Source organism: Candidatus Enterococcus myersii (assembly GCF_017316025.1).
GTDB classification, from domain to species: Bacteria; Bacillota; Bacilli; order Lactobacillales; family Enterococcaceae; genus Enterococcus_C; species Enterococcus_C montenegrensis.
This window is the reverse complement of record NZ_JAFLVT010000015.1, coordinates 1-22386: the sequence shown is the minus strand read 5'-3', so window position 1 is coordinate 22386 and position 22386 is coordinate 1. Positions and strand designations below refer to the sequence as shown.

General features: G+C 36.8%; 19 protein-coding genes. 5 read left to right on the top strand and 14 right to left on the bottom strand.

The genetic code is table 11. From position 1 onward, the window contains the following. Positions 1-43: 43 nt before the first annotated feature. Positions 44-1102: an NAD(P)H-dependent flavin oxidoreductase gene (locus JZO76_RS10355; protein ID WP_206903980.1), complete on the top strand. Its 1059-nt coding sequence runs from the start codon at positions 44-46 to the stop codon at positions 1100-1102. Between the two features lie 214 nt (positions 1103-1316). On the opposite strand, the gene JZO76_RS10350 is transcribed toward JZO76_RS10355, so the two are convergent. The 6 genes from JZO76_RS10350 to JZO76_RS10325 form a co-directional block, all read right to left on the bottom strand. Further along, positions 1317-1547, bottom strand: a complete 231-nt coding sequence (locus JZO76_RS10350; protein WP_071864753.1) for a YkuJ family protein — start codon at positions 1545-1547, stop codon at positions 1317-1319. Positions 1548-1647: 100 nt separating this feature from the next. After that, a complete protein-coding gene (locus tag JZO76_RS10345) occupies positions 1648-2511 on the bottom strand; it encodes an NAD(P)-dependent oxidoreductase (protein ID WP_206904194.1) in 864 nt (287 codons plus the stop codon). A gap of 93 nt (positions 2512-2604) precedes the next feature. Then, positions 2605-3837 carry a glycosyltransferase gene (locus JZO76_RS10340; RefSeq protein ID WP_206903979.1) on the bottom strand — a complete coding sequence of 411 codons (1233 nt, stop codon included), beginning with the start codon at positions 3835-3837 and terminating at the stop codon, positions 2605-2607. 175 nt (positions 3838-4012) lie between these two features. Further along, positions 4013-4723 carry an MgtC/SapB family protein gene (locus JZO76_RS10335; protein ID WP_206903978.1) on the bottom strand — a complete coding sequence of 237 codons (711 nt, stop codon included), beginning with the start codon at positions 4721-4723 and terminating at the stop codon, positions 4013-4015. Between the two features lie 153 nt (positions 4724-4876). Continuing rightward, positions 4877-6604, bottom strand: a complete 1728-nt coding sequence (ptsP, locus tag JZO76_RS10330) for a phosphoenolpyruvate--protein phosphotransferase (RefSeq protein ID WP_206903977.1) — start codon at positions 6602-6604, stop codon at positions 4877-4879. Beyond that, entirely contained in the window at positions 6604-6870 is a 267-nt protein-coding gene (locus JZO76_RS10325; protein ID WP_016172193.1) for a phosphocarrier protein HPr, read from the bottom strand. The genes ptsP and JZO76_RS10325 overlap by 1 nt, the downstream gene beginning before the upstream one ends. A gap of 446 nt (positions 6871-7316) precedes the next feature. Here JZO76_RS10325 and JZO76_RS10320 point away from each other — a divergent pair, with 446 nt between their 5' ends. Then, positions 7317-9575 (top strand): ATP-dependent Clp protease ATP-binding subunit, encoded by a 2259-nt coding sequence (locus JZO76_RS10320; protein ID WP_206904193.1) that lies wholly within the window; start codon positions 7317-7319, stop codon positions 9573-9575. A gap of 203 nt (positions 9576-9778) precedes the next feature. Continuing rightward, positions 9779-10096 (top strand): DUF1827 family protein, encoded by a 318-nt coding sequence (locus JZO76_RS10315; RefSeq protein ID WP_206903976.1) that lies wholly within the window; start codon positions 9779-9781, stop codon positions 10094-10096. A gap of 164 nt (positions 10097-10260) precedes the next feature. On the opposite strand, the gene JZO76_RS10310 is transcribed toward JZO76_RS10315, so the two are convergent. From JZO76_RS10310 to JZO76_RS10295, 4 genes are all read right to left on the bottom strand, one after another. Then, the gene (locus tag JZO76_RS10310) at positions 10261-11712 is read right to left on the bottom strand and encodes a helix-turn-helix domain-containing protein (protein ID WP_206903975.1); all 1452 of its coding nucleotides are present in this window, start codon (positions 11710-11712) and stop codon (positions 10261-10263) included. Between the two features lie 216 nt (positions 11713-11928). Next, on the bottom strand, positions 11929-13509 hold the full coding sequence (locus JZO76_RS10305; protein ID WP_206903974.1) for a peptide chain release factor 3: 1581 nt from the start codon (positions 13507-13509) through the stop codon (positions 11929-11931). A gap of 162 nt (positions 13510-13671) precedes the next feature. Next, positions 13672-15045 carry a hemolysin family protein gene (locus JZO76_RS10300; RefSeq protein WP_206903973.1) on the bottom strand — a complete coding sequence of 458 codons (1374 nt, stop codon included), beginning with the start codon at positions 15043-15045 and terminating at the stop codon, positions 13672-13674. A gap of 106 nt (positions 15046-15151) precedes the next feature. After that, positions 15152-16285, bottom strand: coding sequence for an AI-2E family transporter (locus JZO76_RS10295; protein WP_206903972.1), 1134 nt, complete (start codon positions 16283-16285; stop codon positions 15152-15154). A 166-nt stretch (positions 16286-16451) separates the two neighbouring features. Here JZO76_RS10295 and JZO76_RS10290 point away from each other — a divergent pair, with 166 nt between their 5' ends. Beyond that, entirely contained in the window at positions 16452-16892 is a 441-nt protein-coding gene (locus JZO76_RS10290) for a GNAT family N-acetyltransferase (protein WP_206903971.1), read from the top strand. A 121-nt stretch (positions 16893-17013) separates the two neighbouring features. On the opposite strand, the gene JZO76_RS10285 is transcribed toward JZO76_RS10290, so the two are convergent. From JZO76_RS10285 to recX, 4 genes are all read right to left on the bottom strand, one after another. Then, a complete protein-coding gene (locus JZO76_RS10285; RefSeq protein WP_206903970.1) occupies positions 17014-17994 on the bottom strand; it encodes an N-acetylmuramoyl-L-alanine amidase in 981 nt (326 codons plus the stop codon). Positions 17995-18095: 101 nt separating this feature from the next. Beyond that, positions 18096-18629 (bottom strand): nucleoside tri-diphosphate phosphatase, encoded by a 534-nt coding sequence (gene ntdP / locus JZO76_RS10280; RefSeq protein WP_071864770.1) that lies wholly within the window; start codon positions 18627-18629, stop codon positions 18096-18098. Between the two features lie 103 nt (positions 18630-18732). Further along, positions 18733-19878 carry an A/G-specific adenine glycosylase gene (gene mutY, locus JZO76_RS10275; RefSeq protein WP_206903969.1) on the bottom strand — a complete coding sequence of 382 codons (1146 nt, stop codon included), beginning with the start codon at positions 19876-19878 and terminating at the stop codon, positions 18733-18735. Continuing rightward, a complete protein-coding gene (gene recX / locus JZO76_RS10270; protein ID WP_206903968.1) occupies positions 19862-20650 on the bottom strand; it encodes a recombination regulator RecX in 789 nt (262 codons plus the stop codon). Before recX ends, mutY begins: the two co-directional genes overlap by 17 nt. Positions 20651-20852: 202 nt before the next feature. Between recX and rlmD the strand changes: the two genes are divergently transcribed. Next, the gene (gene rlmD, locus JZO76_RS10265; protein ID WP_206903967.1) at positions 20853-22226 is read left to right on the top strand and encodes a 23S rRNA (uracil(1939)-C(5))-methyltransferase RlmD; all 1374 of its coding nucleotides are present in this window, start codon (positions 20853-20855) and stop codon (positions 22224-22226) included. The last annotated feature ends 160 nt before the right edge of the window (positions 22227-22386 follow it).

Genomic DNA, 22386 nt, shown 5'->3' with positions numbered 1-22386 from the left:
TAATTTAGTTTGAAAATCAAAGTATTTTATTAAGGAGACGACTATGAAATTAACACCCGTTACAATTGGTGACCTTACTTTAGAAGTTCCAATTATTCAAGGAGGAATGGGTATTGGTGTCAGCCTTTCTCGTTTAGCCGGCAGTGTAGCAAAGAATGGCGGAATGGGCATTATTTCTTGTGCTCAGATTGGATTTAACGACCCTCTTTTTGAACGGGCCCCTTTTAAAGCCAATATGAAAGCGATCAAAGATCAATACGAAATGGCAAAGACCATTGCGGGAAACGGTATCGTGGGATTTAATATCATGTGCGCAACTTTTAAATATGAAAAATATGTACAACGTTGCGTAGAAGTCGGTGCCGATGTGATTATTTCTGGCGCTGGTCTACCGATTCACTTACCAGAATTAGTGGCAGGTTCAAAAACTAAAATCGCCCCTATTGTTTCCTCTGAAAAAGCAGCGAAAGTACTCTTACGCACTTGGGCAAAACGTTATACGCGTACTGCCGATTTTTTAGTTATTGAAGGGCCAGAAGCAGGTGGTCACTTAGGGTTTAAGTACGACGGTATAGAAAACGCGATTGCGAACATGGATGAAGAAGTCAAAAAAATCATTGCTGTTGCAAAAGAATATGGCGAAAAATTTCAATGTGAAATTCCCGTCTTTTTTGCTGGTGGCGTCTATGATCGCGCTGATATAGACCATTACCTTGAACTTGGTTGCGCCGGTGTCCAAATGGCAACCCGGTTTGTAGTAACAGAAGAATGTGATGCCCCTAGCGATTACAAACAACGCTATTTAAATGCCAAAAAAGAAGATGTTAAAATCATTAAAAGTCCTGTTGGCATGCCCGGTAGAGCTATAGAAAATAAATTTACCGAAACGATTAAAACAAAACAAATCCCGATTGCAAAATGCCGTAGTTGTCTGTCATATGATCATTGCGATCGTAAGACAATTCCTTATTGTATTACAGAAATGCTATTAAATAGTGTCACTGAAAACCCTGATTGCGGATTGGTTTTTGCTGGCAGTAATGTTTTTAAGGTTAATGAAATGACGACTGTCCCAGCCTTAATGAAAGAATTAAGCGAATAAAACTGCAACAAAAAAGCTAAAGGAATCCTTCAGCCCTGAGCTATAAAACCAAAATTTGCGAAAAATAGCTTTTCATTTTCGTAAATTTAAGCTTTGACCAAAGGGTTGAACCATGCTAAAGCAGTCAGATCACTGTTTTTACTTGTGAAAAACTTATACTTTTTGCCGTCAAAAAAACACGAGAGAAAATTCCTCTCGTGTTTTTTTATGCCGATTATTGAATTAAATCATAGATTTCCATTGCCACGATATCAATATTGTCGAATTGATAGTGTTGTTGGGTATCTGTTTCAGTCAATTCAAATGTTTCAGTTGATTTATCGTAAGTCACGGTACATTTTTCAACGCCTTCTTTTTCAAAGCGGCGGACTTGAATTTCATTATCGGTTGCTTCAGTCATTGCTTCTAGCCGTCTGATAATGGCAACTAATTGTGAACTTGTCATGGGGAAAGCCTCCTTTTTCTCAACTTCTGTTATATTGTATCAAAAGCGATAGCAGCTTGCATTGATTTTTACAAAAAAATCATATTTTTTTGTAAAAACCTTAGTTTCCCCACCATAGTTTAATTAAAGCTTGAGTACCATCATTTTCATAACCTTTTTCAGCTAACAATTCGTATAACCGTGTCGCTTCTTTTGTCGCTGGTAAATCAATCTTCATTTTTTCAGCTTCATTTAGTGCAATCTTCAAATCTTTAATGAAATGTTTTACAAAAAAACCAGGTGTGTAGTCTTCTTTTAAAATACGCGGTGCATAGTTTGTTAGTGACCAATTGGCGGCACTACCCCCACCTACTGTTTCAATAACTTTTGGCAAATCCAATCCTGCTGCTTTACCATAAACCAGCATCTCTGTCATACCCGTCATTGTGCCAGCAATCATGATTTGATTGGCCATTTTTGTGTGTTGGCCTTTACCAGGACCACCATGTAGTGCATAGGTTTTACCAATTGCTTTAAAAAGCGGAAGCACTTTTTCATAAGCTTCCTTAGTTCCACCTACCATAATGGTCAGGGTTGCATTTTTGGCACCCAGATCACCACCAGAAACAGGTGCATCTAGCGCTTGCGCACCTTTTTGTACAGCTGTTTTGGCAATTTCTTCTGCTAAAGAAGGTGTGCTTGTTGTCATATCAACTAAAATTTTCCCTTTTACATCCGCTGAAAAAATACCATTTTCGCCATAGTAAATTTCTTTTACATCATTAGGATAGCCGACAATTGAAAATACTACATCAGCACTTTGCGTAACTGCTTCTGGCGTATCTTTCCAAATGGCACCTTTTTCAACAATCTTATCTGCTTTACTTTTTGTTCGATTATAGACATACGCTTCATTGCCTGCATCCATTAAATGCGATACCATGGAATGCCCCATGACACCGATACCGATAAAACCAATTTTCATTTTTACCATCCTCTCTACGTATTAAACACGTAAAAAAATCACAACTTTAGTATAAGCTAAAGTTGTGATTTTTTCTTGCAATATGTCTACAAATTAATTGGAGGTACGTTTAAAGGAATATAATTTCACCTTGATTTTTTTTATCGCTGGTTCAGTTTCTTTTTCTAAAGATAAATTAGCATAATAAGCAATCATATCATGATAAAAATCTAACATCGCCTCACCAAAATGCGTTGCGGAAATTTCATACAGTTTAGCTGAAAGTTTTTTAGAATCTACTTGTAATCCTTTATTGATATATTGGACCAAAGCAGCTGCAAAATCATCATCAGTCGCAAACGTGACGCCAAAAGATGGATCATCAATTAAATTGTTTAAATAGTCATTTCCCTCAACCACTAACGGTGTCCCTGCTGCCATTGCTTCTGTGTAAGTAAGACCTTGTGTCTCTGAAGTAGAAGCACTAACAAAATAATCCGCGGCATGATAATAAAGCGCTACTTCATCGTTAGGGACTTCACCGACAAAATGAACACAATCACTTAAAGACAGGCTTGCCACCAACTCTTTTAAGTCTTCCATGTAAGGACCTTTCCCAACGATTACTAAACGAGCCTGTGGTAATTTTTCTACAATAGCAGGAAGTCCATGAACAATTGCTTGAATATTTTTTTCATAAGAAATACGACTTAAAGACAATAACATGATTTCATCATCTAAAATACCTAAGTCTTGCCGTAATTCTTTTTTCATAGCCTCTGTTATATCGGGGCGTTCAAATTTCTCTAATTCGATCCCGGTTGGAATTACCCGCATCGGCGAAGTAACCCCGTACCCTCTTAAAGTATCAATTACGCGCTCACTAGGGCACACTACTCCGGTTGTATGATTGGCAAATAAACGAGAAAAATATTTCACATGAGACTGTCGAACCACTTTTCCCTTGGCAATATAATGTAAATAGTCTTCATACATTGTATGATACGTATGAATTACTGGTATTTTCAATTTCTTGCCGACCATTTTTCCTAAAAGACCCGCCCCGAATTCAGTATGGGTATGAATTAAGTCTAATTCTAGCTCTTTGGCAATTAAATACGCATACCACATCCCTCTCACAACGATACGGCGATCTTTAAACGAGACAAAAGGAACACTTGGCATTCGAATAATATCTTCTTCAATACCAACTGCATTAGGATCTGTTGTAGTAAAAATATAGACTTCATGCCCCTTTTTTTCCAACTCGGTCTTCAATGTTTTAATTGACGTTGCAACCCCGCTTACTTGCGGGAAATAGGTATCTGTAAAAAACCCGATTTTCACAGTCTTTCCTCCAAACTATTTCGCTGTAACTAATACAGTTAACCAACAACTTTTTTATAGTGTATCATAGCTCTTATATACTTAAATCAAACTATAGTCCTATTTCATCTTATATTTTAGCGTTTGTGTGACTAAAATAGCAATAAAAAAACGTGCAAGTGACAAACTCGTTAGACTATTCAACAATCTGAATCATTAAAATATCTGAATTATCCGAAAGCTCAGACACTAAATCTTCTTCGTCTACATCCTTTGGCACTGTCAATGTGAACATAATTAAATATTTACGATTTGACTTTGGGTTTTCCCGCGTAATTTTAAGGTCAGATTTTTCCACGATTATTTCATTTTTAGCCAAATAATTTTTAATAAAAGCCACGGTCTGATCACCATGGGCGATTTCAACTTGTAGACGTCTTACTTTTGGTAACGGTACTAAATATGAAATCAAGGCTAGCGCTATCATAATAGAACAAAAGCCAGTGAGAGAAATAAGATAAAATCCCATTCCCAAAGCAATTCCAATTGATGCGACTGCCCAAACAGATGCCGCTGTTGTCAGCCCTTTGACTGTTTGTTTTGTCATAATAATTGTTCCCGCCCCTAAAAAACCAATGCCGCTAACGACTTGTGCGACTAAACGGGTTTGATCTGCCGTCATCACATTAGCAAGTTTTGGCATTTGTTGCGCAAATTCCACCGTTTGTGAAGCGACTTCATCTTGAATCAGCGCAATTAATGCCGCACCCACACAAACTAAAATATGCGTCTTCATGCCGGCAGGACGACTCTTATATTCTCGCTCGAAGCCAATTGTCCCGCCCATTACAATTGCCAAAGACAATCTAGCAATTATCTCGAACGTTGTCAGATCATACTCATGCATTTCGCCAACTCCTAACCCTTTTCTTTAGCATAGCATATTAGAAAACGCTTTTCTTTTTTGACGCTGTCAAAAATTAAATTTGTAAGTTATCAGCTATGTATTATTATGTACGACAAAAAAACCTCAGAGAAAATCTCTGAGGTTAAAAACTTTTTATTTAACAGCTTCTTCTACTAATTCAATGACTTCTTCCATTGTATCGCAATCATTTAATGCTTTATCAGCAAGAACTTTCATATCTTCAGTAGACAAACGTTTCATTAAGCTACGTGTTTTAAGGATTGATGTTGCGCTCATTGAGAATTCATCCAAGCCCATTCCCATCAAAATTGGCACAGCAGTTTGGTCACCGGCCATTTCACCACACATACCTGCCCATTTACCTTCAGCATGAGCTGAATCAATTACGTTTTTAATCAAACGCAAAATAGATGGGTTATATGGTTGGTAAAGATAAGACACGCGTTCGTTCATACGGTCTGCTGCCATTGTGTATTGGATCAAATCATTAGTACCAATACTGAAGAAGTCAACTTCTTTGGCAAACTTGTCAGCTAAGACAGCCGCCGCTGGAATTTCAATCATAATACCGACTTGGATTGTATCAGATACTGTTACACCTTCGTCGATTAATTTTTGACGTTCTTCATCATACATTTTTTTAGCCGCTCTAAATTCTTTCAAAGTTGCTACCATTGGGAACATAATACGTAAGTTACCAAAAGCAGAAGCACGTAACAATGCCCGTAACTGTGTACGGAACATGTCGTCTCCTAATTCTGACAAGCTAATACGCAATGCGCGGTAACCTAAGAAAGGATTCATTTCATGCGGTAAAGTCAAGTAAGGTAATTCCTTGTCACCACCGATATCCATGGTACGAACAACGACAGGTTTTTCACCCATACCTTCTAAAACTGCTTTATAAGCTTCAAATTGATCTTCTTCAGTTGGAAAATCAGGAGAATCCATATAAAGAAATTCAGTTCTATATAAACCGATTGCTTCAGCGCCATTATTGTGAACACCTTCTAAATCTTTTGGTGTTCCAATATTAGCAGCCAATTCAAAGTGTTTACCGTCAGCTGTGACAGTATCTGCTTCTTTTAGTTTTTCCCATTCAGCTTTTTGGGCAGCAAAATCTGCACCAGCTTTTTGGAATTGTGCTTTTTGGTCTTCAGTTGGATCAATGATGACATCCCCAATGATACCATTAACAGCTAGAATGTCCCCTGCTTTTACTTTGGCAGTAATTTCTTTTGTCCCAACAATTGCTGGGATTTCAAGAGAACGTGCCATGATTGCAGAGTGAGAAGTCCGTCCGCCGATGTCAGTAACAAAGGCTTTAACGAATTTGCGATCTAATTGTGCAGTATCACTTGGTGTCAAGTCGTGGGCAACCACAACAACTTCTTCATTAATCATTGAAGGGTTTGGTAAAGTAACCCCTAACAAATGTGCTAAGACACGTTTGGCAACGTCACGGATATCAGCTGCGCGTTCTTGCATGTAAGCATTGTCGTCCATTGCTTCAAACATGCCAATATACATGTCGGTAACTTCTTTCAATGCTGATTCAGCATTGACTTTGTTATCTTTCACGTTTTGTTTAATTTGACCGATCATTTCAGGATCTGAAAGAACCATTAAATGAGCGTCAAATACTTGAGCTTCTGCTTCGCCCAAACTTTGCGCTGCTTTTTCCCGAATTTGTTGTAGTTCTTCGGTAGATTTTGCTAAAGCATCGTCTATTCTTTTTTCCTCTGCTTCAGTATCTTCTACAGAAATTTTATTAAAGGATAAATCCGGTTGAACTAGCAGGTAAGCTTTTGCAACGGCAACTCCGTCACTTGCGGCGATCCCTTTTAGCATTTCAACCATTATTCAGATAATCCTTCTTTCTTCATTGTTTCAACGATTGCTGCCATTGCGTCAGCTTCGTCAGCACCTTCAGCAGTGATTGTTACATCAGAACCTTGGCCAACACCAAGAGACATAACGCCCATGATAGATTTAAGATTTACAGATTTACCTTTGTACTCTAAGTTAATGTCAGAGTTAAATTTGCTAGCAGTTTGTACTAATAATGTAGCTGGACGTGCGTGAATCCCAGTTTCTGCTACTACGTGAAAATCTTTTTTTTCCATATTAATCGGTCTCCTTTGTGAAACAAGTTTTTTGTGAGGGTTTTCTTTTTTAACAGTCCAAATAAACCATCAAAAAAGGCCCTTTCAACTGTTAAGATTACCATTTTTTTTTCAATCATACAACCGTTTTCTCTCATAATAGAACAAAAGATATCTAGTCCAATTAGTAGAATAATTTCTATTCCAATCTTTTTGAGGCAAGTTATTGGGCATTTATACTAAAAAAAATATTTAATCCAGCAACAAAATGAAAAAAAGTCACTGATTTTCAAATCAGACAAATTACTTGCACCAATAAATAAATTTAGTATAATACAGTTATGGTCAATAAAGGTCAAAGATAACTTTGACTAGACCTCGCTTTTTAGGTGTATCTTTTTACTGATTAAAAAAAGCGCGTTACAATAATAAATGTAAGTAAATCCATGAAAGGTCGTGAATTATTTATGCTTTGTCAAAACTGTGGCAAAAATGAAGCAACCATTCATTTATACGCAAATGTAAATGGCCAAAGAAAGCAACTGGACTACTGCCAAAGCTGCTACCAAAAACTAAAAAATCAAACTGGTAGTCAAACAAGTATGATGGCCCAAGATCCATTTGGCTTTGGAAGTCTTGACGATTTATTCCGTCAAATGTCGCAACAAATGCAACCAAGAAATGCTGGTGAACAAACGCCCCCTACGCAATTTGGTGGTGGCAATAACTTTAACGGCGGACAACCTCCTCGCCAAAACCAAGGAGCTAACGGTCTTTTAGGTGAATATGGTATCAACATCACTGAACAAGCCCGTAATGGTGATATCGATCCAGTTGTCGGTCGTGATGAAGAAATTAAACGTGTTATTGAAATTTTAAATCGTCGAACAAAAAATAACCCTGTTTTAATCGGAGAACCCGGTGTGGGTAAAACGGCTGTCGTTGAAGGCTTGGCTCAAAAAATCGTCGACGGCGATGTTCCACAAAAACTTCTTGATAAAGAAGTTATCCGTTTAGACGTAGCCTCTCTAGTTCAAGGAACAGGTATAAGAGGGCAATTTGAAGAACGGATGCAAAAGTTAATCGATGAAATTAAACAAGCTGAAAATGTTATCTTGTTCATTGATGAAGTACACGAAATTGTTGGTGCCGGTGCGGCTGGTGATGGCAATATGGACGCAGGCAATATCTTGAAACCAGCTTTAGCTCGAGGAGAATTGCAAATGGTTGGTGCTACTACTTTAAACGAGTACCGCATCATTGAAAAAGACGCTGCTTTAGAACGTCGGATGCAACCAGTTCGAGTAGATGAACCTTCCGTTGAAGAAACCATCGCAATTTTGAAAGGTTTGCAACCACGTTATGAAGATTATCACCATGTAAAATATACCGATGATGCAATCAAAGCGGCGGCTATCCTTTCAAATCGTTATATCCAAGATCGCTTTTTACCTGATAAAGCAATTGATTTATTAGATGAATCAGGTTCCAAGAAAAACTTAACGATTCAATTAGTTGATCCAAAAGCCATTGAGAAAAAGCTGGCGGATGCCGAAGCACAAAAACAACAAGCTTCTAAGGAAGAAGATTTTGAAAAAGCAGCGTATTATCGCGATCAAATCAATAAATTAGAAGAAATGAAAAATAAACAAATCAGCGATGAAGAAACACCTACCATCTCTGAAAAAGATATGGAACAAATTGTTGAAGAACGTACGGGTATTCCCGTTGGCGAATTAAAAGAAAAAGAACAAACACAATTGAAAAATCTCGGCCATGATTTAAAAGAACATGTTATTGGTCAAGATGAAGCAATTGATAAAGTTGCTAAGGCTATCCGCCGTAATCGTGTTGGTTTGGGCAAGAAAAATCGTCCAATCGGCTCTTTTCTATTCGTTGGACCAACTGGTGTTGGTAAAACTGAATTAGCAAAACAATTAGCTTATGAAATGTTTGGTTCTGAAGATTCTATGATTCGTTTTGATATGTCTGAGTACATGGAAAAACATAGTGTGGCTAAATTAATCGGTTCTCCTCCAGGCTATGTTGGCTATGAAGAAGCTGGTCAATTAACAGAAAAAGTTCGTCGTAATCCTTACAGCTTGATTTTGTTAGATGAAATCGAAAAAGCCCATCCGGATGTTTTGCACATGTTCTTGCAAATTTTAGACGATGGACGTCTAACCGATGCCCAAGGGCGAACAGTTAGCTTCAAAGATACATTGATTATTATGACAAGTAATGCCGGCACAGGTAATGTCGAAGCCAGCGTTGGCTTTGGCGCAACCAGAGAAGGCGTGACACGTTCTGTCTTAAATCAATTAAACAATTACTTCTCACCTGAATTTTTGAACCGTTTTGACGGTATTATCGAATTCAAAGCTTTAAGTAAAGACAATTTACTTCACATTGTCGACTTAATGTTAAATGAAGTAAACGATATGCTGGCTGTACAACACTTACACATCACTGTACCAAAAGATGTAGAAGAAAAATTAGTCGACTTGGGGTATAACCCTGCAATGGGTGCTCGCCCATTACGTCGTACTATTCAAGATCAAATTGAAGATGGCATTGCCGAATACTTCTTAGATCATCCAACAGTTAAAGAACTCACTGCCCACTTAACCAAAGACGGTAAAATTGAAGTTACCGCCTTACAGGTCAATGAGACAAAAGATTCAAAAGAAGATTTAAGTAATCAAGACAAAACAAAAGAAGAATAATTAAATTAACAAAAGCAGAGGTCTAACTTTTAATAAAAGTTAGACCTCTGCTTTTTAGCTCATATACAAAAAAATAGTTTAGAAAACTACCAAAATTAACAAATTTTGTTTGATTTTTCAAGTGTAATCACTTTGCTAAATAAGTCCGGAACCGTATAATAATAATTGAGTTAGTTCAAACTTGCCTTGAAGGAGTGAACCAGATGAAATTAATCAACGTTACCAATAGCCATTCGCGTTTGGTACGCAATCAGTTAGAAAATACGGACGCCGAATTGGTGAAAGTTTATACGGCGGGCAATTCGACCATCGTTTATACAGTTGCCCCGCATCATAACGAAATTTTGCTGATTAATAAAAAGCGCAACCTTAACGAACGTGAAATTAATGAAGTAAAAGAATATTTTTTGAAAAAAATGCCCTCTGGCAGTTATGAGCCTGATACAATTACCCAAATTGAGCTACCAGGTCTTGTAGAAATTTCAATTAAAACAAACCAACTAAGTAACAATGCATCATAAAAAAATCTGGGATAAAAAGCCACGTTGCCTTTTTATCCCAGATTTTTTTATATAACTGACCCATAACTCGTTAAGAGCCTCTCTAAAGTTTTTCAGTAATTCTGAATTTTCCAACATCCCTTTTTACCTAAGTTTTAGACAGGGCAGATCTTTACGGGTTAGCTTTAACCAATATTCAAATGAACTTTTTGATCTTTTTGTCTTTCTTTAAAAATATGAAATAAAAAATCATCTGTTGCATCAAAAGAATCTTCACCTTCAACAATCCAGTAATTTGAGTTCTCTAACGGAACGAGCGAGTTAGAACATGTAATTACTGCGTCGTATTTTTCTTTAGAGGCGGTATTCATTAAAGAATATTCGACAAATGGCAAGTCCTCGATACGATTAATCAAAGAATATAATAAGAAGTGGTTAGGAAAGCCAATAATTCCTACTTTAATCTTTTCTGTCTTCTCACTGCGTTCAACTTGTGGCAAGCTGACTAAAGTTAAAAGATTAATTAAATCAGCGCTTTCCTCTGCTTCTATTGCACTGGCAATATGTCCATGTAAAATTTCATAATTGGGATGTTGAATTTTCAAACTTTCCAAAATGAAATCTAGATTTTTCGGTGCTTTACCGTCAAATAATTCTTGGCGTAGAAAAATCGTTTGATAATTTAACAGAATTAATTCCTGCTTGCTACGGGAAAAGCTTTGAAAATAGGGCAGCATTTTATCAAAAAAGACTTTTGCCTTTTCCTTTGAAGTTGTCAGGTTCTTATAATTTTTCCGTACAAAAGACAGACGGGGATCATCTTCTGAAAAATACTGTGGCCAATAAAAAATCATATAAGATACAAAATTAGCTTCTCTTTCTTGGTATGTTTCAGCTACACCACTTTGCGCTAACTTTTGTTTAAAGCGGCCATTAATTGTTGTTGGATAGAAATAATGGTTAATCTCTGGTTCGTCGACATAATAGCCTAATTGAGTCCGTAACAAACTAATCGCTTGATAGACCGTAAATTCCCGTTGTTCTACGTATTTTAGAAAAGCTAAGTCATCTTCATCAAACAACGCATTCAAATCAACATTTAGATTTTCAAAATGCTGGAATAATTCTGTGCCAAAATCCACCATCCACAAAAAATTGAAGTACATAATTCGTACCAGCGCTTCTCGTCCAGTCATTTCCATTTGTAGACAATTTAATCGAATTCCTTTATCTTTTAAATAAGCAACTAAGGGTTTTAGTCGCCGCATTAAAGAAGATTGACTTAAATTTGTTTGTTGTCCAAAATCTTTTAAATCCATTTCCGGTTGAAGCAAGGTAGCCACCAAGACGCGATAAGGTACACTACTTTGAAAAAGAAACTGTTGATAGCTGTGAAATTTGGGTAAATTCCCATCGATTTGTACTTTTTCTTTTTCTGTAAACAACACATATCCAGTTTCTAAGTCTTTTAAATCTTGATTCATTTGGTTTAGCAGATTAGCTGTTTTGATATGAGAAAAACCAGTGTATTTTTCAAAATAATGAATTGGGTATAAACCGCGATCAAGTTCTAGCATGTGCTTAAAGAGCATCAATTTATTTTGAGCTGGATCGTCTAACAAAATATTTTCTAACATCTTACTTCCCCTTTTGAGTTTATACTTCATAATAGCACAAAGGAATAATCTTTGGCTAGGCGATTATATTTCAAAAAAAAAAATTCTCAATTTCAATTGATTACTAGCATAATTTTTGGGTTTTATTTACAAATAAACTTATTGCTTTAGATGAATATATTGTTATTAAATAAATAGACACCCTACTTTTTTAAGTAAGGTGTCTATTTTTATCACTTACATCAAGCTCTTTAATTCCACATCCGGATACTTATCAGCAAACCAGCGCATCGCAAATTGATTTTCAAATAAGAATAAAGGTTGATCAAAACGGTCACGAGCCAAAATATTTCTACTAGAGCTCATTTTTTCATCAAGTTGGGCAGGATCGATCCAGCGAGCGATCTTATGTCCCATCGGTGTCATAACAACTTCGGCATTGTATTCATTTTTCATCCGATATTGGAAAACTTCAAATTGCAATTGGCCTACCGCACCAATGACATATTCGTCAGTTAAATAAGTACGGTACATCTGAATAGCGCCTTCTTGCACCAATTGCTGAATGCCTTTATGAAATGATTTTTGTTTCATCACATTTTTGGCTTGTACTTTCATAAATAGCTCTGGCGTAAATGATGGCAACTCTTCATACGCAACTTTTAATTTTCCTTCATAAAGCGTATCGCCAATTTGATAATTACCAGTATCATAAACCCCGATAATATCGCCAGCAACAGCTTCTTGGATATTTTCTCTAGCATCTGCCATAAATTGAGTAACATTGCTTAATTTCATTTTTTTACCAGTACGTTCTAAGGTGATGTCCATCCCGCGAACAAAGGTTCCTGAACAAATTCTAACGAATGCAATCCGGTCACGGTGAGCTGGATTCATATTCGCTTGAATTTTGAAGACAAAACCGGAAAACTCTGGCTCATATGGACTGACTTCATCTCCTTCTTCGGTTTTATGGGCATAAGGAGATGGCGCAAATTCTAAAAATGTTTCTAAGAAAGTTTGAACACCAAAATTAGTTAAAGCTGAACCGAAGAAGACAGGAGTTTGTTTGCCACTGGCGATTTTTTTGCGATCAAAGCTATCGCCGGCTTCTTTAACTAATTCAACTTCTTCTAAGACTTGGTCATACTGACCACTGCCACGAAAAGGGTGGTCTGCTGGAATTTCGCCTTCTTCATCTAGAGGAATTAAACGTTTTCCACCGTAATTTTCTGGTCGATACAATTCAATCCGCTCATTATAAATATCGTATAAACCTTCTAAACCTTTTCCCATCCCAATTGGCCAGTTCATTGGAAATGATTCAATTTGTAATAAATCTTCTAATTCTTCCAGTAATTCCAGTGGTTCACGACCATCACGGTCTAATTTGTTAATAAAAGTGAAGATCGGGATTCCTCGTTTTTTTACCACTTGAAATAATTTTTTGGTTTGTGCTTCAATCCCTTTGGCACTATCAATAACCATAACAGCACTATCCACCGCCATCAATGTCCGATACGTATCCTCAGAGAAATCTTCATGTCCGGGTGTGTCTAAGATGTTCACACGTTTATCATCGTAATCAAACTGCATCACAGAACTTGTAACGGAAATCCCCCGTTGTTTTTCAATTTCCATCCAGTCAGATTTGGCAAAATTACCTGTTTTTTTTCCTTTAACAGTCCCTGCTTGGCGAATGGCACCACCAAAAAGTAATAATTGTTCGGTAATTGTTGTTTTCCCCGCGTCCGGGTGGGAAATAATTGCAAACGTGCGTCGGCTATCGACTTCTTTTCGTAAATTTGGGTTATCCATTGTGTTCTCCTTTATTTCGTAAAATTAAAAATGGCAGTAGCCATTAACTTGTATTTTGGCTTAGGGTAATAGTAAACAACTATGCTAGTATAGCATGGAATGAAAATTTCATAAACGATAAAAAAGTGATGTGCCAAAATTTCAGCACATCACCTCCACTTTTTAACGTCTTGGCTCGTCATCTTCAAACTCTTTACGAAAATGACGTCTTTCTTCCTCTGGTTGAACTTCAATTTCCGGGTCGCGGAAAATAACGCGGATTTTCAACACACGTGAACCTTCCATCTCTTCAGAAATCAGAGTCAAGTTGTCCACTTCAAAAGAAAGTTTCTCACCTTCATCTGGAATAGTTCCCAAAGCTGTGATTAGGTATCCAGCCATTGTATCCACATCACTCATATGCAAGTCCGTGTCAAAGGCTTCGTTAAACTCATCAATTAGCATGCGACCTTGAATAATATATTCATGATCATTTACTTGTTCATATAGTTTTTCTACTTCATCGGTTTCATCGTCAATTTCACCTACGATTTCTTCCAACAAGTCTTCTAATGTCACAACCCCTACCATACCACCATACTCATCTAAAAGAATCGCCATTTGGTTACGGGTCTTTTTCAATTCATATAATAAGTCGTCAATAAAAACTGTTTCTGGTACAAATAAAGGCTCTTGTAAAATCTTATGCATATCAATATTTTCAAAGCCAAATTGATAAGCCGCTTTCAAAAGATTCTTAGTATGCAAGACACCAATTACTTTGTCCTTATCTTCATCATAGACTGGAATACGGGAATAATTTTCTGATAACACGTCAGTTACAATTTCAGCGATTGGATCATTAATGTCTACCATAAAAGCGTCTGTTCTAGGTACCATGACTTCGCGGGCCACTTTTGTATCTAGTGAAAAGACCCCTTGTAACATTTCCAATTCGTCTTCTTCTAAAACACCTTCTGTTTCCAACATATAACGCATTTCATCGCGGGTCATTTTTGAGTCTTCATCATCAAAATCCATCGGCGTAATTTTTGCCAATAGACTGGTTGATGCCGATAACAACCACACAAAAGGTTTTGCGATTGTGCCAATGACACGGATAACACCAGAAGTAAAAGTCGCAACTTCTTCTGATTTATTTAAGGCAATTCGCTTAGGGTATAATTCCCCAAAAACGATGGACACATAAGTTAAAATCGCTAAAACGATAATATTGGCAATACTTTTAGCGGCAGCTCCACCACCTAAAACAGGTGCCAGACGGCTAGATAGCGTGTCAGCTAAGGATGCCCCTGATAAAATATTTACTAACGTAATCCCCACTTGGATGGTGGATAAAAAGTTAGTTGGGTTTTCCAATATTTTGAGTAATTTTTGCGACTTGACATTGCCTTCTTCAGCTTTTTGTTCCACCCGGTTTTTGTTAATTGACACAACGGCAATTTCTGAAGCAGCCAAAAAGGCATTAATCAGCGTTAAAACAATTAATAATAAAAACTGGGCGATCAGCGACTGACTCTCGGGGTCAGAATTCATAATTTCTTTCTCTCCTTATATTTTCATGTTTAAATAGAAAAAAAGCGTGGCATTTGCCACGCTAAAATCGTATCACAAAGGTAAATTCTTTGCAATAAAAACAATACTACTCCGTTTGTTGTATCTCATCTTTTACTAATTCATCCTCATGGATTTTTTTATCTTCTTTCACTAACTTCACAATAAAGGTGACTAAAACCCGGCACACAGCGTAAAATGGCACCCCTAAGAAAATCCCTAATAACCCTGCAATGTTTCCGGCTACTAATAAAACTAAAATAATCGTCAAAGGATGAATGGACAATGTTTTTCCAATTACGTTAGGATAAATAATATTTCCATCTAATTGTTGTACAATTAAGACGACAACACAACACAGCAATGCTTTTAGTGGTGAATCAAAAACAGTCACTAAAACAGCTGGCATCAGTCCTAAATAAGGACCCAAGTAAGGAATTAAGTTGGTGACCCCTGCAATCACACCAAATAAGAAGGCGTAATCCACCCCGATGACCAAATACCCGATAAAAGTAAATGTAGCAACAAAAACACATTCAATGGCTTGTCCGCTAATATATTTCGATAAGGTATAATTTAACTTTCCTAAGAGATCCACAATTTGCTGGCGCCGATTAACGGGAAAGAAACGTTGAATATTTGGCACCAAACGATTTCCGTCTTTTAACATGTAAAATAAAATAAAGGGCGCAGTTACAATAATCATCGTGGCATTTGCGACTTGACCAACAATTGAACCGATACTATTGGAAAGGCTACTTAAAAAGCGTTGAATAATCGTACCATAGGAAATGTCCAATTTATCAAATTGCGCTTGCAGATCGATTTGTTTGAAAAACGGACTACGTGCCATTTCTCTGATCCAGTCCTCCACACTTGCAATAAATGAAGGGATACTTTCAGCCAACGAAGTAATTTGGCTGACAAGACTTGGAATAACACTACCGATAATTAAGACCAACGCACCGATTAAAAGAATAAAAACTAAAATAATTCCATAAATTCGTTTTAGTTTGACTCTTTTTTCCAATAAGTTCACAATTGGGTTTAATAAATAATACAAAAACCCCGCAATTAGAACTGGTGCAAAAAGGGTTGAGAAAAAAGTTCCAATTGGTTTAAAAATGAAATCAATTTTGGTTGAAACAAAAATCAAGGTAGCCAAAATTAGTAATTCTAATGACCAAAACATGATTTTTGAATTTTTTAGTTTTTCTAACAAATTATCACTCCTTCAGCTAAACAAAACAGTTTACAATTTCGTCATTCTGTTTTAATTTTAGTTGTTACTAATCTTATCAAAAAATAACTGACTTGCAAACTTAAAACAAGGGTATTTGCAATTATTTTTGCAAGAATTGAAAAAATATTGAAAGAAGGCGATTTTTTTGCGTATCCTCCAAACTAGAGATACTATGAGTGAGATTTATTTAGCTGCGGTGAAAATCCGTAACCAAGTTTTTGTAAAAGAACAAAAAGTTCCTTTATCCATTGAAATTGATGGTAACGAAGCCTATGCAATCCATTTTGTCTTATATGATGACCAAAAAAAACCACTGGCAACCGTCCGTCTTTTGCCACTAGATGATACTACAGTAAAAGTACAACGCATGGCTGTGCTAAAAGAATATCGGGGTAAAGGTTTAGGAAAAATTTTGTTACAAGGGGCAGAAGATTTTGCAAAAGAACATGATTTTAAAGAAATTACCTTAGGCTCACAATGGCAAGCACGCGCTTTTTACCAAGAAATGGGTTTTAAGGCGACCGGGGAACCTTTTACAGAAGCAGGCATTAAACACGTCACCATGATAAAAAAATTAGCAGACTAAAATCTAGTTTATTTAATCAAGTTGATCTTGCAAAAACTTAATACGATAAGCTAGCATATAGACTAAAAAGCCCAAAGAAACAGTAGTTGTTAAAACAATTACTATTTCTTTGGGCTTTTGTTTATTGGTTCAAATTCAGTTCATTAACGTAAGTCTGAATACCAGCTACAATCCCTGTAGCTACTTTGTCTTGAAAGTCTGCTTGCTTGATTAGTGCTAAATCACTGTCGCTGTTTAAATAGCCCAATTCTAATAATAGACTGGGACGATTAGACTGGCGTAACACAAAGTAATTGCCCAGCCTAATGCCGTTATTATTCAAGGCTAAGTTTTTTTGAAGTGCTGTATTAATACTCGTTGCGGCAAATTTATCATCTTGATAGTAATAGTAGGTCGTTTGTCCATTCATGCCGTTATCATAGTCGTATTTGTCATAATGAATACTGATAAATAGATCCGCACTTTCTGCCATTGATTTTTTGGTAATATCTTCCAACGCCAAATAGTTGTCTTGGGTCCGGGTATACGCAACGCTAACACCGATTTTTTCTAACGCCGCACCAATTTTTTTTACGGTCTGAAGTGTTAATTCTTTTTCAGTAAGTGTACCATCGTCACTTTCTGCACCAGTGTCAATTCCACCATGACCGGCATCCAAGACCACTTTAAATTGCGTTAATGTCGGTTTCACTTTACGCGTACTGGTCATAATTTGGGTGTTTTCTTTTTTTAACCATCCGATTTTTCCGTCATTGCTATTGATTTTAATCCAATCATTTTGACTTGCTAAGTATACGCCCCATTCTCCGCGGTATAAATTAACTAAAGTCGCACTTTTTGCGTTGGGGGACTCTTTTAAGGCAACATAGTCATTTGCCGTTTCAGCGGTGGTACTGTATAACGCCGGATCAACATAAACTTGCACTTTTTTTGTGCTTACGGTTAACGGGTTAGAATCTACAATCGTAACAAAAGACTCTTGTTCTTTTTTCTTCACTGTTGGCTGTGCTTCACTTTTTATATTATATTGTCCAATTAGAGCTCCAGCGCTGATTATGGCGATTACTAAAATGACAATCGTAAACTTAATTTTTCGTTTCATCTATTATCCGACCTGTGATTTATTTGATATCTTTATTGTACCTTAATTTACTTAAATGAGCCTAAAAAAACTATCCCACACAAAAATGCAGGATAGTTTTTTTATTTTCGTGACAATTGCTTGTAGCGGTCATACCAAATATCGATATAGCCTTCTGAAAAAGGACCTTTACCATTATTAATCCAATCCACTAATATTTTGACGTTTTCTTTTAAAATATAATCAACGTCTTTGGGATAATGCATGAGTTTACTATGTTGCTCATATTCATCCACATCTAGTAGCCGCTTTTCACCATCAGGAAAAACCTTGATATCAAGATCATAATCAATATACTTCAAGGCCTCCTCATCTAATAAATAAGGTGAAGCTAGATTACAATAATAAGAGACACCTTTTTCGCGAATCATGGCAATGACGTTGAACCAACACTTCTTATGAAAATAAACGATTGCAGGTTCTCTAGTCACCCATCGTCTACCGTCAGACTCTGTCACCAGTGTGTGGTCATTTACGCCAATCATCGAATATTCGCTGGTTTTTAAAACCATTGTATCTCGCCACGTACGGTGCAAATTGCCATCATGTTTATAACTTTGGATTGTTACAAACTCGCCTTCTTTTGGAATTTGCATACTCTAACCTTCCCTTTTAACCGTGATGGTATGTTGGGTATGTTTTACACCGACATCGTAATTATTATAGCAATAAAAACAAAGCTTGACTAGAAATGTTTATTCACTGTTTGCTTTTTTCCAATAGGTCTACTAACTTTTGCTGCGGTTTCGGGAATACATAGGTGCTAAACTCTTTGATTGGGACAAATCGCCCCCTTAAAGGCTTGGCAAAATTTGATTGGGCTACGCCATAAAAAAGCAATACATGCCATTTTAAATGACTAAAAATATGTTTGATTTCGCCTAAATGTCGTTTTTGCCAAACGACATCTTGCGGCAAGCTGGCTGGTAGCGGCACCTCTTCTGCTACACTAAAAAGATCAATAGGGGCAGCATTTTTTGCAAAGTTTTTTTGTGCCATTTCAAAGTCTTTCCGACTTACTTCAATTAAAGGAAATGTCCACATTTTTGCTAAGAGTCCTTCATCAGGCCGCTGTACTAAAAGATATTCTCCACTATCATTAACAATGGCAATGGCAACGTAATATACGTCTTTTGGTTTAGTAGCTTTAGTTTTAACCGGAAATTTTTCTTGTTGTTGTGTTTTATAGGAAAAGCAAAAGTTTTTTAAAGGACAACTAAGACACTCTGGCTTTTTAGGCGTACAAACCCCTGATCCAAGATCCATCAAAGCCTGATTAAAATCTCCTGGTGCACTGGTTGGGATCAGTTTACGCAAAATTTCATCAAAAATCTTGCGACTAGCTGGTTTGGCAATATCTGAGTCGACACCGTACAAGCGACTGATTACACGCATTGCATTGCCGTCAATTGCCGGTTCTGCTTTTTGAAAAGCGATGCTGGCAATCGCGCCGGCGGTATACGGTCCAATTCCTTTTAATGAACGAATAGCTTCAATGTCGCTTGGAAAAACACCGTCAAATTCTGTCATAATTTGTTGGGCCGCTTTTTTTAAATTACGTGCTCTAGAATAATACCCCAGTCCCTCCCAAACTTTTAAAAGTTCTTGTTCATCGCTTTGGGCTAATGCTTTTATTGTGGGATATTTTTTTGTAAACCGATAAAAATAGGCAATTACCGTATCCACTCGGGTCTGTTGCAACATAATTTCTGAAATCCAAATAAAATACGGATCATTTGTCTGCCGCCACGGCAAGTTGCGTCGCTCATTTTCATACCACGAGATAAAGTCTGTTTGAAGCTTTTTTATTTGCTTTTCATTTAAGTACTCATTCTGTCTGCTCATCGATAAACTGCTGAATCTCCTCTAATGCAAAACCCTTTTGATAAAGACTTTGTTTAATTTTTTGATTACGAATGTGGGGCGCTTTATTTTGATGACGCCGCCACAGTTTCTCACCAGCTTTTTTTAGGGCTTCTATTTCCGTTTCTTCATCCATCTCTAATTCTAGACTATCCAATACAGCTGATGCTACATCGCCACTGAAACCTTTTTGTCTTAAGGAAAGCTGTAATTTTTGTTTTGTTTCCTTGAAACTTTTATTGTGGATTTTCTTAAGAGCCTTTTCAGCAGCACGCTGGGCTACTGAAAACTGTATTTTCTCATTATAAAGACTAAGTGCAGCGTCAATTACTTCTGGTTTTAACCCTTTTTGTTGCAACTGTTGTTTTAATACACTGGGACCTTTATCACTTAGTCGCATTTGTGTCCGAACATAACTCTCACCATAGACTTTATCATCGAGCACACTTAAGTCTTTTAAATGACGAATGATTTTTTCTCGATCAAAACTTGGAATTTCACGTTCCTTTAAGTAACTGCGCACTTCTTTTTCAGAACGCAACTGGTAACTAATATAATTTAGCGCAAATTGAACACCGATATCGTAATGGGCATTTTTTTTTATCTCTTCAACATCTTTTTCATCTAATTCCATTCCCTTTAATAAGCGGAATTTGATTAATAAATCTTCTGAGACTCTTAGTGAATTGCCGTCTGATAAGTCGACTTCATAAAAACCATGTTTTGCCTTGGCTACTTTTGCAACGGTAAGCATACAGACGCCTCCTCTTTCAATATTTTATCAGGTCAACTCTACAAATTAACAAGCGAATGTACGTTTGTAGTGTATCACAAAATACCGTGGGGCCAAAGCTTTCTGGATTGTTTTGTTTCATGAATTAGTGTGTTAAGATAACTACAGTAAAAACCAACAGAAACGCGGAGCTTATTTTTACCGCTAAAACAAGGAGTCTTTTATGGAACAAGTTGTGAAAAATGGTCAAAAAATCAACGTCACGATTAAGCGTCTAGGCATTAACGGCGAAGGAATTGCATATTTCAGACGTTTAATTATTTTTATCCCCAAAGCTTTACCCGGTGAAAAGATCCAAGCCAAAATTACCAACGTCACTGCAAAGTTTGCTGAAGCGCAGATTATTCAAATAATCAAAAAAAGCCCAGATCGCATTACTGCTCCTTGTGTTTTTTATGATCGTTGTGGCGGCTGTCAATTACAGCACCTATCATATAATAAACAATTAGATTTTAAACGCGATTTATTGCAGCAAGCTTTAACGAAGTTTAAACCAGCTGGCTATAAAAATTACGAGTTAAAAGAAACCATTGGGATGCAAGAGCCATGGCGCTATCGCAATAAAGCACAGTTTCAATTGCGTTATAATTTTAAAAAACAAAAAGTAGAGGCTGGTCTTTATGAAATTGCCTCCCATAACTTAGTAGCAATTGATAATTGTATTGTCCAAGAACCAGATACCCAAACACTCATCAATACTGCTGTCCAACTCATTAACAAATATCAAATCCCTATTTATGACGAAAAGAAAAATAGTGGTATTTTAAAAACATTAATGGTACGTAAAGGAATTAAAACTGGCGAAATTCAACTCGTCTTGATTACCCACACGAATAAATTACCCCAAAAAAATAGTTTAATTCGCGAATTGACGCAACGTGTGCCCCAACTTGTTTCTATCATGCAAAATGTACAAAATAAGAAGACTTCTTTGGTTATGGGGGATACAACTGAACTCTTATGGGGAAAAGAAAGTATCGCTGAAGCATTAGATGATTTAAAATTTGATTTATCAGCGCGAGCTTTTTTCCAATTAAATCCCTACCAAACAAAAATTTTATATGCTGAAGCCCGGCGTGCTTTAGCACTATCACCACAAGAAACGTTAGTGGATGCTTATTGCGGTGTAGGAACTATCGGATTATCCATGGCTAAAATCGCCAAAGAAGTCCGGGGCATGGACACCATCCCACAAGCGATTGAAGATGCTAAACGGAATGCCAAACGCTTAGGGGTTACGAACACGCATTATGAAACCGGCACAGCTGAAGAGCTTTTACCGAAATGGTTAAAAGCAGGGTTTCAACCCGATGCAATCGTGGTCGATCCCCCCCGAACAGGATTAGATCAAAAATTATTACGCGCATTAACACAACAACCAGTAAAAAAACTCGTCTATGTTTCGTGTAATGTTTCGACTCTGGCCAGAGACTTAGTTAGTTTGGCTCAGGTTTATAATATTCATTATTTGCAATCTGTCGACATGTTCCCACAAACAGCTCGTTGTGAAGTCGTGGTAAAAATGACAAAAAAATAGCCTTTATCCTAATTGAATAAACAGAATAACCAACCAGAAACTATTTAAAAAAGCGAGACTAAATGTCGTAATCCGAATTTAGTCTCGCTTTTTTTATGCAGAAAAAAACCGCCAAAATGACGGTTCTAAAAGTTGATAAAATTATAATTTAACCGGTGTT

Excerpts from the sequence above, each read along its gene's own strand:
- JZO76_RS10355 (WP_206903980.1), top strand. The coding sequence starts at position 44 with ATGAAATTAACACCCGTTACAATTGGTGACCTTACTTTAGAAGTTCCA.
- JZO76_RS10350 (WP_071864753.1), bottom strand. The coding sequence starts at position 1,547 with ATGACAAGTTCACAATTAGTTGCCATTATCAGACGGCTAGAAGCAATG.
- JZO76_RS10345 (WP_206904194.1), bottom strand. The coding sequence starts at position 2,511 with ATGAAAATTGGTTTTATCGGTATCGGTGTCATGGGGCATTCCATGGTA.
- JZO76_RS10335 (WP_206903978.1), bottom strand. The coding sequence starts at position 4,723 with ATGCATGAGTATGATCTGACAACGTTCGAGATAATTGCTAGATTGTCT.
- ptsP (WP_206903977.1), bottom strand. The coding sequence starts at position 6,604 with ATGGTTGAAATGCTAAAAGGGATCGCCGCAAGTGACGGAGTTGCCGTT.
- JZO76_RS10325 (WP_016172193.1), bottom strand. The coding sequence starts at position 6,870 with ATGGAAAAAAAAGATTTTCACGTAGTAGCAGAAACTGGGATTCACGCA.
- JZO76_RS10320 (WP_206904193.1), top strand. The coding sequence starts at position 7,317 with ATGCTTTGTCAAAACTGTGGCAAAAATGAAGCAACCATTCATTTATAC.
- JZO76_RS10315 (WP_206903976.1), top strand. The coding sequence starts at position 9,779 with ATGAAATTAATCAACGTTACCAATAGCCATTCGCGTTTGGTACGCAAT.
- JZO76_RS10310 (WP_206903975.1), bottom strand. The coding sequence starts at position 11,712 with ATGTTAGAAAATATTTTGTTAGACGATCCAGCTCAAAATAAATTGATG.
- JZO76_RS10305 (WP_206903974.1), bottom strand. The coding sequence starts at position 13,509 with ATGGATAACCCAAATTTACGAAAAGAAGTCGATAGCCGACGCACGTTT.
- JZO76_RS10300 (WP_206903973.1), bottom strand. The coding sequence starts at position 15,045 with ATGAATTCTGACCCCGAGAGTCAGTCGCTGATCGCCCAGTTTTTATTA.
- JZO76_RS10285 (WP_206903970.1), bottom strand. The coding sequence starts at position 17,994 with ATGAAACGAAAAATTAAGTTTACGATTGTCATTTTAGTAATCGCCATA.
- ntdP (WP_071864770.1), bottom strand. The coding sequence starts at position 18,629 with ATGCAAATTCCAAAAGAAGGCGAGTTTGTAACAATCCAAAGTTATAAA.
- mutY (WP_206903969.1), bottom strand. The coding sequence starts at position 19,878 with ATGAGCAGACAGAATGAGTACTTAAATGAAAAGCAAATAAAAAAGCTT.
- recX (WP_206903968.1), bottom strand. The coding sequence starts at position 20,650 with ATGCTTACCGTTGCAAAAGTAGCCAAGGCAAAACATGGTTTTTATGAA.
- rlmD (WP_206903967.1), top strand. The coding sequence starts at position 20,853 with ATGGAACAAGTTGTGAAAAATGGTCAAAAAATCAACGTCACGATTAAG.